Below are 16,362 nucleotides of genomic sequence, written 5' to 3' on the forward strand. Positions count from 1 at the left end.
AAAGACAATGGAGCTAGGCCCCTATCTGGTGCTGGCGACGCTTGAGGGCGCAATAACGGCTGCAGTGCTGGCGCTGACGGCGGTGGGGCTCAGCCTTGTCTTTGGCGTCATGCGGGTGGTCAATATCGCGCATGGCGAGTTCTTCATGCTCGGTGCCGTGCTGGCATGGTGGATCGCCCAGAGCGTGGCGGGGCATCCCGCTATAGGCTTTGCGCTGGCGCTGATATTCGCGCCGCTGCTTGTCGGCGCATTGGCGGTGGCCGCCGACATGACCATCCTAAAACGGCTGAACTACGACCCCGAGCGCACCATCGTCGCCACGATCGGGCTGCTCTATATCATTCAGCAACTGACATTGATGGGCTATGGCCCCGATGCCCGCCCGGTCGAAGCCCCGTTCAATACAAGGCTCGCGATCCCCTGGTTCGAGAGGGGCGCGGAGGGCTGGCAGATGATCTGGCCGTGGGGTCTGGGCACGACGACGTACAAGCTGGCCGTGATCGGGGCCGCGGCGATGATCCTCTGCGCGGTATGGGCCCTCATGACACGCTCGCGCATCGGGCTCGTGATGCGCGCCACGCAGGCTGACCGCGAGATGGCACTGGCCTTCGGAATACCCGTGGAGCGGGTCTATGCGCTGGTCTTCGGGTTTGGCGCGGCGCTCGCGGCACTCGCGGCGGTCCTGATCGTACCGATTCAACAAGCGCATTACCTGATGGGGGGCGACCCGCTTCTACTGTCCTTTATCGTCGTGATCATCGGCGGGCTCGGCAGTCTGCCGGGCACCGTTCTGGCTGCTGTCCTGATCGGCCTGAGTGACGGTATCATCTCCGTGTTCTTCTCGCCGACACTGGCCAAGATCATCGCAACATTGCTCGTTGCTCTTGTCTTGGTGTTCCGCCCACAGGGCCTGTTCGGAGGACGCAGGACGTGAGAGCGTATGCAATTCATGCCGGATTACTGGCCATCCTGCTGGCGCTGCATTTCACCCTGCCAGCCTATCATCACGGTAATCTGGCAAGGGTCATGGTCCTCGCAAGCTATGCGATGGGCTACAATCTGCTCTTTGGGTACACCGGCCTGCTGAGCCTGGGGCATGCACTGTTCTTTGCGGCGGGCATGTATGGCATGGGGCTGGGCATTCAGCATCTGGGGCTGTCACCGGCACCGGCGCTTCTGCTCGGTCTGGCGTCCGGGGCGGTTGTATCCGGCCTTTTGGCGGCGCTGGCGCTGCGCACCTCCGGCGTGGCCTTCATGATCGTGACCCTGATGTTCGCGCAGGCGGGCTATCTGACCGTGCTCTACTTTGGCGAGGTCACACGAGGTGACGAGGGGTTTGTAATCCAACAGGCGCAGCGCGTGCTTTGGGGGGTCGACCTGAGCGCGGAGGGCAACCGCTATATCGCGGCACTCCTCCTCTTTGGGACATGCCTCATGGTCAGCCTCTGGCTGGTGCGCTCTGCCTTTGGCCGGGTGCTTGTCGCGATCCGCGAGAACGAAGATCGCGTCCGCATGCTCGGATACGATGTGTTCGCACATAAATTGGCGGCCATGATGATTTCGGGCGGCATGGCGGCGCTGGCGGGCGCGGCCTATGGCCTATTGTTCGGCTATGTCGGCGCGACATTCGCGAGCGTCCAATATTCGATATTTCCGCTACTATGGGTCCTGCTCGGCGGTGCGGGCACGGTGCTCGGCCCCTTCATCGGCACGCTTTTCATGTTCTACCTGATCGACCTCGGCTCTGATCTGACAACAGCATACATGCTCATTGCAGGCGTCGCATTGGTGCTGCTGACGCTTTTCGCGCCGCAAGGCGTGATGGGCGAAGTGCGCCGGCGGTTCTGGCGAGAGTTGCCGTGATGCTGTTGAGCACGCGGGGCCTGTCCAAGACGTTCGCGGGGCTGCACGCCGTCGAGGCGGTTGATCTTAACATCCCCGAAGGCGAGATACGCGCCCTCATCGGCCCCAACGGCGCGGGCAAGACCACGCTCGTCGGCATGATATCCGGCCGGATTGCACCGTCTTCGGGTCGTGTCTTCTTTGACGGCGAGGATATCACCCGCCTGCCTGCGCATCGGCGCATTCGACTGGGGATGGCCTACACATTCCAGATCACCTCTGTCTTTGCCGGGCTCAGCGTCGCCGAAAATGTCTCGCTCGCGGCCCGGCGGCGGCTGCGTGGCAAGGCCCTTCAGGCCGAGGTCGACGCAGCCTTGACCCGGGTCGGGCTGCAAGACCGCCGCACCCAAGACGCGCGTGATCTGGCATATGGCCACCAGAGATTGCTGGAGATTGCCATGGGGATCGTGCAACGCCCAAGGCTCCTGATCCTCGATGAGCCGACACAGGGCTTGGCCGAGGGCGAGATCGCCGAATTCGTGAACCTCGTCCGGGACGTGTCGGACAGGACCACAATTCTACTGATAGAGCACAACATGCGCGTGGTCATGGACCTCGCACAGCGGATTACGGTCCTGAGCGCAGGCGCGGTTCTGGCCGAAGGCACACCCGCAGAAATTCACGCGAATGCCGACGTGCAGGCCGCCTATCTTGGGAGAGGTTCGGATGCTGAGGCTGGATAAGGTCAGTGCCGGATATGGCCGGGCACAGGTGTTGCACGACCTGAGCCTTGAGGTCACGGCGGGCGAGATCATTTGCCTTCTGGGCCGAAATGGCGCGGGCAAGAGCACGACAATGCGGGCGATCATGGGGCATTTGCCCCTCATGTCCGGCAAGATTTGGCTGGATGACACGGAATTGAGCGCGCTGCCGCCGCATAACGTGCCGCGTGCGGGCGTGGGATACGTGCCGCAGGGGCGCAGGCTCTTTGCCGAGTTGAGCGTCGCGCAGAACCTTGAAATAGGGCTACGGGCCCGCGGCAATGGCCCTGAAGTCCGTGAAGACGTCCTGACGCTCTTTCCACGTTTGCGGGAACGGTTGGGGCAAAAGGCGCAGACGCTCTCGGGCGGTGAGCAACAGATGCTCGCGATGGCCCGCGCGCTGTGCCTGCGGCCAGACGTGCTGCTTCTGGACGAGCCGACCGAAGGATTGCAGCCCTCGATGATCGCCGCGATCCGCGAGGTGATCACCGGCCTGCGTGACACGGGGGTGGCGGTGCTTTTGGTTGAACAGCGGATTGATGCGGTGCTGGACATCGCAAACCGGGTGGCATTCATCGAAAACGGCAAAGGCGGCCCGATCATGAGCGCCGAGGCGCTGCGCGCCGACCGCTCCGCCGTAGAGCGCTACGTCGGGGTTTAAGCAGGCAAGAGTCCGGCTTGGAGACGCCCGGACAGGCCAACCCGGCAGCAGTAGCCCCTTGCGCTTGGCTCATCATGCTTGACCGCGCTTGCGGTTTTTCAGGAGACAATATCAAAAGGGCCGCTTCCGATGGAAACGGCCCTCCAGAAGTCACGGAGGTGGGCCGGTTAGGCGCACCAATCCGGGTGGCTTTCGCCTCGGGGCTGCCCTAGACGGCGGCCTCCCGAACTGTTCCGACACCTCGCTCCAATACCTCTTTAGACACTGGACCACCTCCTTTCGTTTGTTGAACCTGTCTTGAGCCTGCCACAAATTTCGTGCTTGTCAAAACAAAATCATGTGGTCCTCAAGAAAAATTCCGCAGCATGCTGTTTACTTCGCCTGCAAAACCGCCACGCATTGGCGCGGCAGGTCCTGCATGGTCAGCTCGCGCCGCGGCTTGGGCGCGGGCGCGTCCGGATCAGGCGGAGGCGGGTTCAGGATGTTGCGCACCCACTCCTCGGCTTCGGCACAGCCATCGCCCGGCGGTGGTGCCGCTTGGGGCACGCAGCCTTGCGCGCCTTTCTGACAATTCAGACGCACATGGAAATGGTAGTGATGCCCATACCATGGCCGCACCTTGCGCAGCCACGCCCTGTCACTGCCTTGCTCTTCCTTGCACATCCGCACCTTGGCACCGGGAAAGATAAAGATCCTCGCAGTGCGCGGATCTTTCGCAGCGGCTTTGACGATCTCGTGGTGGGCGCGGGTCCAGTTGTCATTGGTATAGGCTCCCTTGGCGCGTCGCATCGAGATCGAAGAGATATTCTCTCGATCCACCCGGCTCAGCGCGAGATTATCGGCCGGTCTGAGCCAGATATCCGCATCGAGCCCCATCTGATGGCTCCGGTGTCCCGACAGCATCGGCCCGCCCCTGGGCTGGCTGATATCGCCCACATAGAGCCCATTCCAGCCCGGCTGCTGCGCGGCGGCACGTGAAAGCGTCTGAACGAAGTCGATCGTCTCGGGGTGCCCCCAATTGCGATTGCGGCTGAGGCGCATCGCCTGCCATGTCGGCCCGGTCTCGGCCAAGGTCACGCCACCGGCCATGCAGCCCTTGGCATAGCTTCCATATGCGGCAGCGGGCTGCACCGATGCGCGCTGATGGGCACCAAAAAGTTGCTTGGCATAAACACCTTGCATGTCCGCTGGAATGCTCTGGCTCGACAGGGTGCCGGTTGGCTGCGCCGTCGCTTTCGGCTCGGGAGTGGACTGCACGCATCCTGCAAGCCCGATCGTCAACGCGGTGATTAATGCGATCCGGCCCATGTGCCTGTATCCCCTTCCGCCTTCACCCATCGTAGCAGAACAAGGCCAATCACGAAAAGCAAAATAACCGGAGAAACCCCGATCCGGGCCGAGCCACTCAACGTTGTCACAAGTCCGATAAGCGCGGGGGCCATAAAGGCCGTCGCCCTGCCTGAAAGGCCATAGAGCCCGAAATTCTCGGTCGGGAGCTCCGGATCGGTGTGCCGGACCATCAAGGAACGGCTGGCGGCCTGCAACACGCCACCAAACCCGCCGATCAGAACGCCGCAGCCAAAGAAGATCATGTCAGGCAGGTTTGATCCGGGTGCCAGTGGTATTCCAAAGATTTGGCTACGGTCCATACCAACCACGATGATACAGACCGCGATCAAGGCCCAGATCGCCACGACGATCACGGGTTTCGGGCCAAACCGCTTGTCAGCCTTGCCACCGATCCAACTAAAGACCGCCCCGGCAATCGCCCCGATGATCCCGAACACACCGACCGAGGTGATCGACCAGTTGAGAACAAGAATGGCATAGGTGCCACCAAACCCATACAGACCGTTAAGCGCATCGCGGTAGAACATCGACGACCCAAGATAGGTGCTCAGGCTCAGCCTGTGCCGCAGCCCCTTGATCGTGTTGAGCAATGTGCAAAGCGCATCCGCCACCCCACGACCATGCCCCGCCGGTCCGGTATCGCGCACCCACAGAAAATAGGGCACCATGAAAACAACGAACCACAGCGCCGTGAACGGCCCGACAGCCCGCGTTCCTTCGCGCGCCACCGCATCCAGCCCGAGCGCCGGGTCAAGCCCCAGCAGCGTCTTGCCGCTCGACTGCTCGACAAAGAGCGCCAACACGATCAACAGAGACACGACACCCCCAAGATAGCCAAAGGCGAACCCCGAGCCCGACAGATCGCCCACCTCTTCAGCCGTCCCGAGCGAGGGCAGCTGCGAGTTGATAAAGATCAGCGCATATTCCGCCCCGATGAAACCAAAGCCAAAGGCCATAAGCCCCCACAACAGGTTCGATCCGTCCGGCATGGTGCCCCAGACCGCCGTGGCACCGATCACATACATCAGCGAAAACACGATGATCCATGGCAAGCGTCGGCCCGTGGTATCGGCAATGGCCCCCATGATCGGCGCCCCGAGGCCGATGATCAGCCCTGTCACCGTCAGACACCAGGACCACATCGCCTGTGCCTGGGCATCTGCCACCTCTTCGGTCAGCCCGGTCCCGATGAAATACTCAGAGGCAACCGAGGCGAAATAGGGACCAAAGACAAAGGTCACGAGCAGCGTGTGATAGGGCTGGCTGGCCCAGTCAAAGAAATACCAGCCCCAGATCCGCTTGCGCTGCGATATTGCCGTCATGCCATGCCCCCGTTTCACTCGGGGATATGACAATCCTTGCTGCCTATGCGCAAGCTATTCCTGCGTCTCCTGCATCGGCGGCCAGGGGCGTGTCTCATCCGCCTCGATCCAGGCGGCGACCCAATCGGGAAATTCCGGTGCGGGCATGTCTTGGTCCAGTTCGGCCACGATGCGGTCGGGCGGGACGATCCCCTCGCGCCCGGTGACGGCAGCGCGGTACAGAATATGGTTGGCGCACTCGCCATTGGCCTTCCACATGGATTGCTCCAAGTAGACGAACCGCGCATCCCATGTCACGAGACGCGAGCGCATCTCGATACGCTCGAACATACGGATGCGGCGACGATAGCGCACGCTTGCACCGGCAATGGCCAGCCCCCAACGATGGCGTCTCAGCACGCCGATCATCCCCACGCGCCCCGCGAGCGGGATACGCCCCAGATCGAAAATCGTGAGGGTTCGACCATTGTTCAATTCACGCCACAGATCTATGTCCCACGGCATGCAGATATGCCGCGAGACATGCGTGCCGGTGACGGGCAGACGCGGCGACTTGCGGTGCAGGAACAGTTGCCATAACAGGCGCATGACGGGGTACATAGGCAAACTCCTTCGCCGCCCGAGTGGCACCCGTTGCAGACAGGGTCAACCACGACGGCGCGTCAGGCTTGCGCTTTGGCGCTGGCTTGCTTAGGTCATAGACGTTTCAGAACCAGAGGACACCCGCCCATGCAATCGCTTTTCCAGATCCTGATGCTCCTGCTCGATATCCTGTGGTTCTTCATTCTCGCGCATGTGATCATGTCCTGGCTGATCAATTTCCAGGTCCTGAACCTCCAGCAGCAGTTCGTCGCGCAGATCTGGTACGGGCTCAACAGGCTGCTTGAACCGATCTATTCGCGGGTACGGCAATTTCTGCCGCCAATGTCGGGCATCGACCTCGCGCCTTTGGTGGTGCTGGTGGCGGTCTATGCGCTGCGTATCGTCCTGATAAACAACGCAGCCGCGTTTTACTGATCCGGGGTCTTGTTCACCGAATCTTAGTGTGAAACACTTCCCGTAAGAGCAGACAGATAAAATCTTACGGGAAATCCTCATGCCGAGCGCTGCCACGCTTTTGCGCGATGTCTTTGGATTCGATGCCTTTCGGCCCGGTCAGGAAGAGATCATTCATACCGTCGCCACGGGTTGCAATACGCTGGCGATCATGCCCACCGGGGGCGGCAAATCCTTGTGTTTCCAACTCCCTGCGCTGATGCGTGACGGGGTGACCGTGGTCATATCACCGTTGATCGCGCTGATGCGCGATCAGGTGCGCGCGCTCAAGGCCGCAGGGGTCGAGGCCGGGGCCCTCACCTCCGGCAATACCGAGGAAGAAACCGCAGAGGTCTGGCAAGCGATAGAGGCTGGCCGCCTGCGTCTGCTCTACATCGCGCCGGAGCGGCTTGCGGCCGGATCATCGCTTGGCATGTTGCACCGTATCGGTGTCAGCCTCATCGCTGTCGATGAGGCCCATTGCGTGAGCCAATGGGGCCATGATTTCCGGCCGGATTATCTGCGTATCGGAGAATTGCGTCGCGCCTTGAGTGTCCCTTTGGCCGCGTTCACGGCGACCGCAGACCCCGAGACCCAGGCCGAGATCGTGGACAAGCTGTTTGATGGGCAGCCGCCACAGATATTCCTGCAAGGGTTCGACCGGCCCAACATTCACATGGCCTTTGCCGCCAAGGACAACCCGCGCCGCCAGATCATGACCTTCGCCGCCGCGCGCAAGGGGCAATCCGGCATCATCTATTGCGGCACCCGCGCCAAGACTGAAACCCTCGCGCAGGCACTCGTCACCGAGGGGCACAACGCCTGCGCCTATCATGGCGGAATGGAGCCCGACCGCCGCCGACAGGTCGAGCACCGGTTCAGTTCCGAGGACGGTCTGATCGTCGTGGCAACCGTTGCCTTCGGGATGGGCGTGGACAAGCCCGATATCAGGTGGGTGGCGCATGCCGATCTGCCAAAATCCATCGAGGGCTATTACCAGGAAATCGGCCGTGCGGGCCGCGATGGCGCACCGGCCGAGACATTGACGCTCTTTGGACCCGATGACATTCGCCTGCGCCGCAGCCAGATTGACGAGGGTCTGGCCCCGCCAGAGCGGCGCATGGCCGACCATGGCCGTCTCAATGCGCTGCTTGGTCTGGCCGACGCGCTCACATGCCGCCGCGCCACCCTCCTGACCTATTTCGGGGAAACGGCAGGGCACTGCGGCAATTGCGACCTGTGCGATACGCCGCCCGAAACCTTTGACGGGACCGAGGCCGTGCGCAAGGCGCTCTCGGCCATCCTGCGCACCGGCGAGAGCTTTGGCGCGGGCCACCTGATCGACATCCTGACCGGCAATGCCACCGACAAGGTACGCCAGCGTGGACATGATGCACTGCCGACCTTCGGCGTGGGGCGCGACATGGACAAGCGTGGCTGGCAGGGTGTGTTCCGTCAGATGATGGGCCGCGATCTCGTTCGTCCGGACCGAGAGCGTCACGGGGCGTTGGTGATGACCCAAAGCGCGCGCCCCATCCTGCGCGGCGAGGACAGCATTACCTTGCGCCGCGATACGGTCGACCGCACCCCCCGCCCCGCCGTGCGCGCATTGGTCTCGGAAGAGGATGCGCCGCTCCTGTCGGCGCTCAAGGCGAAACGGCGCGCTCTGGCCGAGGCGGCCGGGGTGCCCGCCTATATCGTGTTCAACGACCGCACCCTGATCGAGATGGCCGAGACCCGCCCCGAAACGCTCGATGCAATGGCTGGCATCAGTGGCGTCGGCGGCAAAAAGCTGGAGCGCTACGGCACCGAGTTTCTCGAGGTCATCACCGGGGCGACAGAGCAGGTACACCCCACCCGGCGCAAGCTGGCGGGCAGCGGAGCGGGCGATGTCTATGACCGGCTCATGGCGGCGCAGAGCGATCTGGCCCGCGGCGAGGACGGTATAGACCGCCCAATGAGATGCTCGGCCTCGCTCTTGGCCAAGGTGGCCAGTCAGAGACCCCGCACCGAACAGGACATGGAACGCTTGCTCGGCGAGAAATACGCCGACCGTTTCGGCGCGGCTTTTCTGGACGTTCTGCGCGCGGCATCCTAGATCAGCTTCCAGGAATATCAAAAGGATCGCCGCATGTTGGTTGTCGTCTCACCCGCCAAGAAACTGGACATGACCCCCGTCGAAGGGGTGTCTGCGACGCCGCCGTCCTTTTCGGCCGAGGCGGAGGAGCTGGCGAATGTGGCGCGCGGCCTCGATGTGGGCGATTTGCAAAAGCTCATGAAGATCAGCGAGCCGCTGGCCAGGCTCAACGCAGACCGCTTTGCCGATTTCGGGCAGATGGATGAAAAACCTGCGGCGCTCGCGTTCGCGGGCGACACCTATCAGGGACTGGAGGCCAACAGCCTCGATCCCGAAGAGCTTGATTGGGCTCAGGATCACCTGCGCATCCTGTCCGGGCTTTATGGCGTTTTGCGACCGCTCGATGCGATCCAGCCATACCGGCTCGAAATGGGCAGCCGCCTCAAGACCGCGCGCGGCAACTCGCTCTACGACTATTGGGGCACTCGGATCTCGGAGGCCCTTAATCAGCAGGCCGAGGCGCTTGGTGCCCGAACGCTCGTGAACTGCGCCAGCCAGGAATACTTCGGCGCAGTCGACCGTGGCGCACTGCGCCTGCGGATCGTGACCCCGGTCTTCATGGAAGAAAAGGCAGGCACGCCCAAGATCGTGAGCTTTTACGCCAAGAAGGCGCGCGGGGCGATGGCGAGGTTTATCATCCAGCATCGTCTGGACGACGCCGATGCCCTCCGGGATTTCGACACTGGCGGCTATCGCTACGAGGCGACCCTGTCAGAGCCTGACAAACCGGTCTTCCTGCGCGCTCATCCCGCAGCCTGAACCGTGTCCACCACGGCTAAAGGCGCGCGCGCGGTCTTAGGGCACGCCTGCCGAATATGCTGAATGATGGTCTCCTTGCGGAGCGGTTTGGCCAGGTAATGGTCCAGCCCGGCGGCCAGTATCTCGGTATCGTCGCCGTTCATGGCATGGGCGGTCATCGCGACGATCGGCACATGCTGCCCGGATTTGGCCTCGATCTGCCGAATGGCCCGCGACGCATCCTTGCCATCCATCTCGGGCATTGAAATATCCATGAAGATCAGGTCCGGTGCAAAGGACTGGTAGAGCGCCACCGCCTCCTTGCCGTTTTCGGCAAAGGTCAGGTCTATGTCGAGCGACTGAACCATCTTGGAAAAAACCAGACGGTTGGTCTTGTTGTCCTCGGCCGCCAGCACGCGCATCGCACGACGGGGCCCTTTGCTGGACGGCTCCAGCGTGGCAAGCGCCTGATAGAGCGCGCGACGCGCGACCGGTTTTTGCAGGACCGCCTGCAAACAGTCGCGCGCCGGGTCCTGCTCGGCAAGGCCGGTATTGTGGCTCAACAGCACGAACGGCATGTCGTGGCCCGCCTCCCTCAGGGCCTCGGCCAGCTCTAGCCCGTCCATATCGGGCATGGCATGATCGCTGATCACGAGATCAATATTCTCGCCGGCCAGCGCAAGCGCCTCGGCGCCACTGCGGCAGCCGCTCACGTCCAGCCCCAATTGTCCCAATTGCCGCTCCAGAATACCACGGCCCGTTTCCTGAGGCTCCACGATCAGGACCCGATGCAATCCGGTGACAGAGACCGGATGATCGGCTTCTTTCGGGTTGCTCAAGGGCAACGTGATCGCGAACCCGAAGGTCGAGCCTTGGCTCGGCTCTGACTCGACCCAGATCTTGCCACCCATCAGGCGGATCAGCTTTTGCGAGATGGCCAGCCCCAGCCCGGTTCCCTCGAACTTGCGGTTGCGTTCGTCTTCAACCTGATTGAACTCACCGAAAATATGCTCGATCTTGCCGACGGGAATTCCGATCCCCGTATCCTCGACCGTGACATGAATGCTGGCAGTGCCGTCTTCGTTGCACGGGATCCCGGTCACACGCACCAGAACATGCCCGCTTTCGGTGAATTTCACGGCATTCCCAAGCAGATTGGTCATGATCTGGCGGATACGCCCCGGATCACCCACGAACCGCGTGGGCAGGAAAACATCGTAATCCACCAGCACATCCAGCCCTTTGTCACGGGCATTGGCCTGAATCAACGTGACCAGCTCGTGAATGCACCGTTCCAGATCGAACGGCTCTTCATGCAAAACGAGTTTTTCGGCCTCGATCTTGGAGTAATCCAACACATCGTTGATGATGACCAAGAGCGCCTCACCGGAATTCTTGATCGTAGATGTGAAGAGCCGCTGTTCCTCGTTCAGGGCGGTATCCATCAACAACTCGGCCATCCCGACCACGCCATTCATCGGCGTGCGGATCTCATGGCTCATGTTCGCAAGGAAGGACGATTTTGCCCGGTTGGCCGCCTCCGCCCTGCGACGAGCCTCCTTGAGCTCCTTCTCATAGCGGATCGTATCAGTGATGTTCAGCGCGAGGCTGACCACGTCGCCGCCATGGCCCCGCTGGTCAATAAGCTTGATGTACTGGCCATTCCAGAGGCGGATCACCTCGGGCTCGGGTGCCGGGCTCTGCCAGCGATCCAGCATCCTTTCGCGCCATTCATGCGGTCGCGCGCCACCGATATTGACGATGCCCTCTTCGGTTATGAATTGCAGGATCTCGATATAGCTCACGCCGGGTTTCACCGCCTCGAGCCCGTCGAACACGGCGAGGTAAGCGTTGTTCGCGGCGATCATGCGACTGTCGGCGTCAAAAAACGCAAACCCGTCCTGAATGGTCTCGATCGAATGCCACAGGCGGCGCTCCGCGATCTCGATCTTCTGATAGGCGACGTCGAGATCGGATTTCACCCGTAGATTTTCGTCGCGTATGTTCTGGACCTCGGCGCGCGTCTCGTCGATCTCGCTCGACAGGGCGCGCGCATGCTTGCCCAGCTTGCGGTTCGCGGCGTGCAATTCCGCCTGTTTCTGCTCCAGCAGACGTTCGGCGGCCAGCCGGGCACGCCGCTCGTCCGCCAGCTTGTTGGCAAGGCTCATGCCCATCCTCCGCCGTGCCGGACTGTGATCGGGTCACAATCCGGCATCGTCGTGAACAAGCGGTTAAAGCCTGCGAATAAAGCCTCAGAGCGCCTCGATCGCCAATGCGATGCCCTGACCGCCGCCGATGCACATGGTGATGAGCGCGCGCTTGCCCCCCGTCCGCTCCAACTCGTAAAGCGCCTTGACTGTCAGGATCGCGCCGGTCGCCCCGACCGGATGCCCGAGGGCGATGGCCCCGCCATTGGGATTGACGCGCCCTGCGTCGAGGCCGAGCCCCTTGTTGACCGCCAATGCCTGCGCGGCAAACGCCTCGTTCGATTCCACCACGTCGAAATCAGCGGCGCTGAGCCCGGTCTTGGCGAGAAGGGCCTCCACAGCCGGAACAGGCCCGATCCCCATCACCTCGGGGCGCACCCCGGCATGGGCATAGCCTAGGACACGCGCACGGGGCTTGAGGCCCGCGGCCTCTGCCGCCTCGGCGCGGGCCAGCACGAGGGCGGCGGCCCCGTCGTTGATGCCGCTGGCATTGCCCGCGGTGACGGTGCCATCCTTCTGGAACACCGTGCGCAGACCGGCGAGGGCCTCGGCGGTGGTGGGTTTGGGGTGCTCATCGGTGTCAAACGCCACCATGTCACGCTTGACACGCACCTCGACCGGCACGATCTGCGATTTGAACCGGCCCTCGGAAATAGCGAGCGCGGCGCGGCGCTGGCTTTCCAGCGCAAAGGCATCCTGATCGGTGCGGCTCACGTCATGCTCGGCCGCGACATTCTCAGCCGTTACGCCCATATGGCCGGTGCCGAACGGACAGTTGAGCGCGCCCAGCATCATGTCGAGCGTTTTGACGTCGCCCATCTTGGCCCCCCAACGCTGATCCGGGATGATAAAGGGCGAGCGGCTCATGTTCTCGACGCCCCCGGCGAGGCCGAAATCGGCGTCGCTCAGCATCAGCGATTGTATGACGGACACAATGGCCTGCGCGCCAGAGCCGCAGAGGCGGTTGACGTTCATCGCCGGGGCCGTGTCGGGGATGCCCGCGTCGATGGCGGCGACGCGGCTCACATACATGTCGCGCGGTTCGGTGTTGATGACGTGACCATAGACAACAGTCCCGATCTGCCCGCCGTCAACGCCCGAGCGCGCAAGCGCCTCGCGCGCCACGGTTGCGCCAAGGGCTGTGGGCGGTGTGCCGGCAAGCGCGCCGCCAAAAGTGCCGATGGCAGTACGGCAGCCGTCCAGAATCACGATGTCAGTCATGGATATCCTCCCCGGTTTCGATCCGCTTGAACCCTAGCGGCAACGCAGGCGATCTGGCAACGACGACCTTCCGTAAAGGCGGAGATAGACGGGCAGCCAAGGCACGCATGAGCAAAAGCCGGCATCCGGGATGGCCTTGCGCCCGATATGTGCTCTTTCCGCGGCACAGATGAGGTGCGATTTAACGATATCAGGTTAATGGACATCACCGAAACGGATGTTCTAATTCAGGCGGCTCGGGGCCAAACACGGTCTTGCCGCGAGCGCCCTGAGCCAAAGAGTGGCAGCCTCCTCGGTCGCGCCGGGTGGCAGCGCATGGTGAATAAGGAGTGCTCGCTCTACGACCACGCCGATTTGCGCAAATCGTCAAACGCGCGCAATTCGGCGATGAGCCCCGCCATCTGATCGACCGGGATCATGTTGGGCCCGTCCGAGGGCGCATTGTCCGGGTCCTGATGGGTCTCGATAAAGAGCGCCGAGACACCGACAGAGACAGCCGCCCGCGCCAGAACCGGCGCAAACTTGCGCTGCCCGCCCGAGGTCGCCCCGAGGCCACCGGGCTGCTGAACCGAATGGGTCGCATCGAACACGACGGGATAGCCGGTCTCTTCCATTGTCGGCAGGCCCCGAAAGTCGCTGACCAGCGTGTTGTAGCCGAACGATGTCCCGCGATCGCACAACATGATCCGCTCATTGCCGGTAGAGGCCACTTTGCGCGCCACATTGCCCATGTCCCAAGGGGCCAGAAACTGGCCCTTCTTGATGTTGATGGCCGCACCGGTCTCACCGGCGGCGAGCAACAGATCGGTCTGACGGCACAGGAATGCCGGGATCTGGATCACGTCGCACACTTCGGCGGCGGCGGCACATTGACCAGCATCATGCACATCGGTCAGAACAGGACATCCAAACTCGGCCTTGATCTGATCAAGAATTTTAAGTCCTGCGTCCACCCCGAGGCCGCGCTCGGTGTCGATGGAAGATCGGTTCGCCTTGTCATAACTCGCCTTGAAAACAAACTTCGTGCCCGTCGGGGCGCAGGCTTCGGCGATTTTCGAGGCCATCATGCGGGCATGGTCCAGACTCTCGAGCTGGCATGGGCCGGTGATGAGTGCAAACGGATGACTGCCGCCGATCTCGATATCCTTAACGGTCACGATCCTGGTGTCGATTCGGTCCATCACATGTCCTTCAATACAGTTTCGATCCGCGCCACATCGGCCGGATTGTTGAGCTCCCAAAAGACCCGCCCACGCCCCTCAACGATGACACAGGCCACGATGCGTCCGTTTTCCAGAAAGCGCAGCTGCTCCAGCCCTTCGCGCTTTTCCAGCGATCCTTCGGGCCAAGAGGTATATTGCGTCAGCGCGTCCGGCCGATAGGCATAAACGCCAACGTGGTGATAAACTGGAATATCGGCCTCGGGCACCTTTGCCGGGTCTATATAAGGCAGCACCTCTTTCGAGAAATAGAGCCCGTGACCGGCGCGATTGAAGACAGCGGTGGTGCCGCCGACGCGGCCCGCTTTGCGGTCCTCGATGAACATGTCATAGGTCAGCCGGTCACATTGCAACACAGGCGTCGCGATCTCGGCCTCCGGGTCCGCCTTCATCGCGGCGATCAGATCCTCGACGAACCAAGGCGGCGTCAGCGGCGCATCGCCCTGAAAGTTAACGATCAGATCGGCCTCGATACCGCCCTTGCCGAGCGCATCGGCACAGCGCGCCGTGCCGTTCTCGCACGCCTCCGACGTCATGATAACGCTGGCCCCAAAGGCCTCGGCGGCCTCGCGGATACGGCTGTCATCGGTCACGACATGGACCTCATCCACGCCCGACACACGCAGCGCCGCCTCCCAGCTCATGCGGATCAGGCTTTTCTTCGTTCCATCACCCTGCGTCAATTCCACCAGTGGCTTACCCGGGTATCTGGTCGAGGCATAGCGGGCGGGGATCAGGATGACGGTCTTCATGCAATACCTGCGCGAAGGCAATCGTGGATATGCAACACGCCTTGGGGACGGCCCTCATCGTCCACTGCGATCAACGCGCCGATCTTGCGCTCGTTCAGAATGGCAAGCGCCTGCGCGGCAAACGAGGCGGGTGAGATCGTGACCGGGTCGGGGCTCGCCACGTCGCCCGCCATGTGCGACATGAGCCCCTCCATCTTGCGCCGGAGGTCGCCATCGGAAATCACGCCAATGAGCTTGCCGGCCTCATCGGTGACACCCGCGATACCAAAGCCCTTGGACGTCATCTCCAGGATGGTTTCGGGCATCGGCGTGTCGGCTTTCACCAGCGGGATCTCCGCACCGCCGTGCATGAGCTGCGCCACTGTCGCCATCTGCGCGCCAAGCTTGCCACCGGGGTGGAAAATGCGAAAGTCTTCCGGCATGAAGTTGCGCTGGTTCATCAGCGCCACCGACAGCGCATCGCCCAATGCCAACGTGAGCGTGGTCGATGTCGTGGGGGCCATCCCGATACTGCACGCTTCCGGAGCAGGCGGAAGGAGCAGCGTGTAGTCGGCGGCGTTCATCAGCGTGCTGTCGGGCTTGGACGATATCGCAACCATCGGTATGGAAAAGCGCCGGGTATGCGCGACAATATCGCGAAGTTCGGGGGTTTCGCCGGAATTCGAGATCAGGATGCAAATGTCATCGCGCGAGATCATGCCAAGATCGCCGTGGCTCGCCTCTGCGGCATGCACGAAATGCGATGGCGTTCCGGTCGATGCCAGCGTTGCGGAAATCTTGCGCCCGATATGCCCGGATTTGCCGATCCCCGAGACGATCACCCGCCCCCGCGCCGCGAGAATGAGCCGCACGACATCCACAAAATCTTGGGGCAATTGCTCGGCAAGCAGTGTGATCGCCGCCGCCTCTGCCTCAAGAACGCGCCGTCCTGCATCGATGATCGGATTGGGCTCTGGGGTCAATTCATTCACTTCAGCAACCACTTCCTATGCCGAACGACCCTGAACATGGTATTCAGAGTTTCAGTAAACGGGCCTTCAAACCGCGCCTGTCGACACAGCCTGAAACGGACGTTCGCTTAACGCTTTTCATAGGGCAGCGCAAGATATGGAAGTG

Annotated in this window: 15 protein-coding genes; 7 read left to right on the forward strand and 8 right to left on the reverse strand. The window is 62.1% G+C overall.

The window, feature by feature from the left end:
• Window positions 1–7: 7 nt before the first annotated feature.
• Genes Q0X85_RS01655 through Q0X85_RS01670 form a run of 4 tightly spaced genes read left to right on the forward strand, consistent with a single transcriptional unit; the run spans window position 8 to window position 3,264 of the window.
• Window positions 8–934, forward strand: a complete 927-nt coding sequence (locus Q0X85_RS01655) for a branched-chain amino acid ABC transporter permease (RefSeq protein ID WP_297768110.1) — start codon at window positions 8–10, stop codon at window positions 932–934.
• Window positions 931–1,863 carry a branched-chain amino acid ABC transporter permease gene (locus Q0X85_RS01660; protein ID WP_297768111.1) on the forward strand — a complete coding sequence of 311 codons (933 nt, stop codon included), beginning with the start codon at window positions 931–933 and terminating at the stop codon, window positions 1,861–1,863. The genes Q0X85_RS01655 and Q0X85_RS01660 overlap by 4 nt, the downstream gene beginning before the upstream one ends.
• The gene (locus Q0X85_RS01665; protein ID WP_297768114.1) at window positions 1,863–2,585 is read left to right on the forward strand and encodes an ABC transporter ATP-binding protein; all 723 of its coding nucleotides are present in this window, start codon (window positions 1,863–1,865) and stop codon (window positions 2,583–2,585) included. Before Q0X85_RS01660 ends, Q0X85_RS01665 begins: the two co-directional genes overlap by 1 nt.
• On the forward strand, window positions 2,569–3,264 hold the full coding sequence (locus tag Q0X85_RS01670) for an ABC transporter ATP-binding protein (protein ID WP_297768117.1): 696 nt from the start codon (window positions 2,569–2,571) through the stop codon (window positions 3,262–3,264). The genes Q0X85_RS01665 and Q0X85_RS01670 overlap by 17 nt, the downstream gene beginning before the upstream one ends.
• Before the next feature lie 372 nt (window positions 3,265–3,636).
• On the opposite strand, the gene mepA is transcribed toward Q0X85_RS01670, so the two are convergent.
• The 3 genes from mepA to Q0X85_RS01685 are packed head-to-tail and all read right to left on the reverse strand — an operon-like array spanning window position 3,637 to window position 6,536.
• Window positions 3,637–4,572 (reverse strand): penicillin-insensitive murein endopeptidase, encoded by a 936-nt coding sequence (gene mepA / locus Q0X85_RS01675; RefSeq protein ID WP_297768119.1) that lies wholly within the window; start codon window positions 4,570–4,572, stop codon window positions 3,637–3,639.
• Entirely contained in the window at window positions 4,554–5,936 is a 1,383-nt protein-coding gene (locus tag Q0X85_RS01680; protein ID WP_297768122.1) for an MFS transporter, read from the reverse strand. Before Q0X85_RS01680 ends, mepA begins: the two co-directional genes overlap by 19 nt.
• 54 nt (window positions 5,937–5,990) lie before the next feature.
• Window positions 5,991–6,536, reverse strand: a complete 546-nt coding sequence (locus tag Q0X85_RS01685; RefSeq protein ID WP_297768125.1) for an acyl-CoA thioesterase — start codon at window positions 6,534–6,536, stop codon at window positions 5,991–5,993.
• A gap of 129 nt (window positions 6,537–6,665) precedes the next feature.
• Here Q0X85_RS01685 and Q0X85_RS01690 point away from each other — a divergent pair, with 129 nt between their 5' ends.
• The 3 genes from Q0X85_RS01690 (at window position 6,666) to yaaA (ending at window position 9,867) form a co-directional block, all read left to right on the forward strand.
• Window positions 6,666–6,953, forward strand: a complete 288-nt coding sequence (locus tag Q0X85_RS01690; protein ID WP_297768128.1) for a YggT family protein — start codon at window positions 6,666–6,668, stop codon at window positions 6,951–6,953.
• A 79-nt stretch (window positions 6,954–7,032) separates the two neighbouring features.
• Window positions 7,033–9,069 carry a DNA helicase RecQ gene (gene recQ / locus Q0X85_RS01695; protein ID WP_297768130.1) on the forward strand — a complete coding sequence of 679 codons (2,037 nt, stop codon included), beginning with the start codon at window positions 7,033–7,035 and terminating at the stop codon, window positions 9,067–9,069.
• A gap of 33 nt (window positions 9,070–9,102) precedes the next feature.
• On the forward strand, window positions 9,103–9,867 hold the full coding sequence (gene yaaA / locus Q0X85_RS01700; protein ID WP_297768133.1) for a peroxide stress protein YaaA: 765 nt from the start codon (window positions 9,103–9,105) through the stop codon (window positions 9,865–9,867).
• On the opposite strand, the gene Q0X85_RS01705 is transcribed toward yaaA, so the two are convergent.
• The 5 genes from Q0X85_RS01705 to Q0X85_RS01725 form a co-directional block, all read right to left on the reverse strand.
• Window positions 9,852–12,014, reverse strand: a complete 2,163-nt coding sequence (locus Q0X85_RS01705; protein ID WP_297768136.1) for a response regulator — start codon at window positions 12,012–12,014, stop codon at window positions 9,852–9,854. The genes yaaA and Q0X85_RS01705 overlap by 16 nt on opposite strands.
• 84 nt (window positions 12,015–12,098) lie before the next feature.
• The gene (locus Q0X85_RS01710) at window positions 12,099–13,274 is read right to left on the reverse strand and encodes an acetyl-CoA C-acyltransferase family protein (protein ID WP_297768139.1); all 1,176 of its coding nucleotides are present in this window, start codon (window positions 13,272–13,274) and stop codon (window positions 12,099–12,101) included.
• Window positions 13,275–13,612: 338 nt separating this feature from the next.
• Entirely contained in the window at window positions 13,613–14,455 is an 843-nt protein-coding gene (gene kdsA, locus Q0X85_RS01715) for a 3-deoxy-8-phosphooctulonate synthase (RefSeq protein WP_297768142.1), read from the reverse strand.
• Entirely contained in the window at window positions 14,455–15,246 is a 792-nt protein-coding gene (locus Q0X85_RS01720) for a manno-octulosonate cytidylyltransferase (RefSeq protein WP_297768145.1), read from the reverse strand. Before Q0X85_RS01720 ends, kdsA begins: the two co-directional genes overlap by 1 nt.
• Window positions 15,243–16,217, reverse strand: coding sequence for a KpsF/GutQ family sugar-phosphate isomerase (locus Q0X85_RS01725; RefSeq protein WP_297768148.1), 975 nt, complete (start codon window positions 16,215–16,217; stop codon window positions 15,243–15,245). Before Q0X85_RS01725 ends, Q0X85_RS01720 begins: the two co-directional genes overlap by 4 nt.
• Window positions 16,218–16,362: the final 145 nt, after the last annotated feature.

The sequence above is a fragment of the uncultured Roseovarius sp. genome, from assembly GCF_947259555.1.
In the GTDB taxonomy this organism is placed as follows: Bacteria; Pseudomonadota; Alphaproteobacteria; order Rhodobacterales; family Rhodobacteraceae; genus Roseovarius.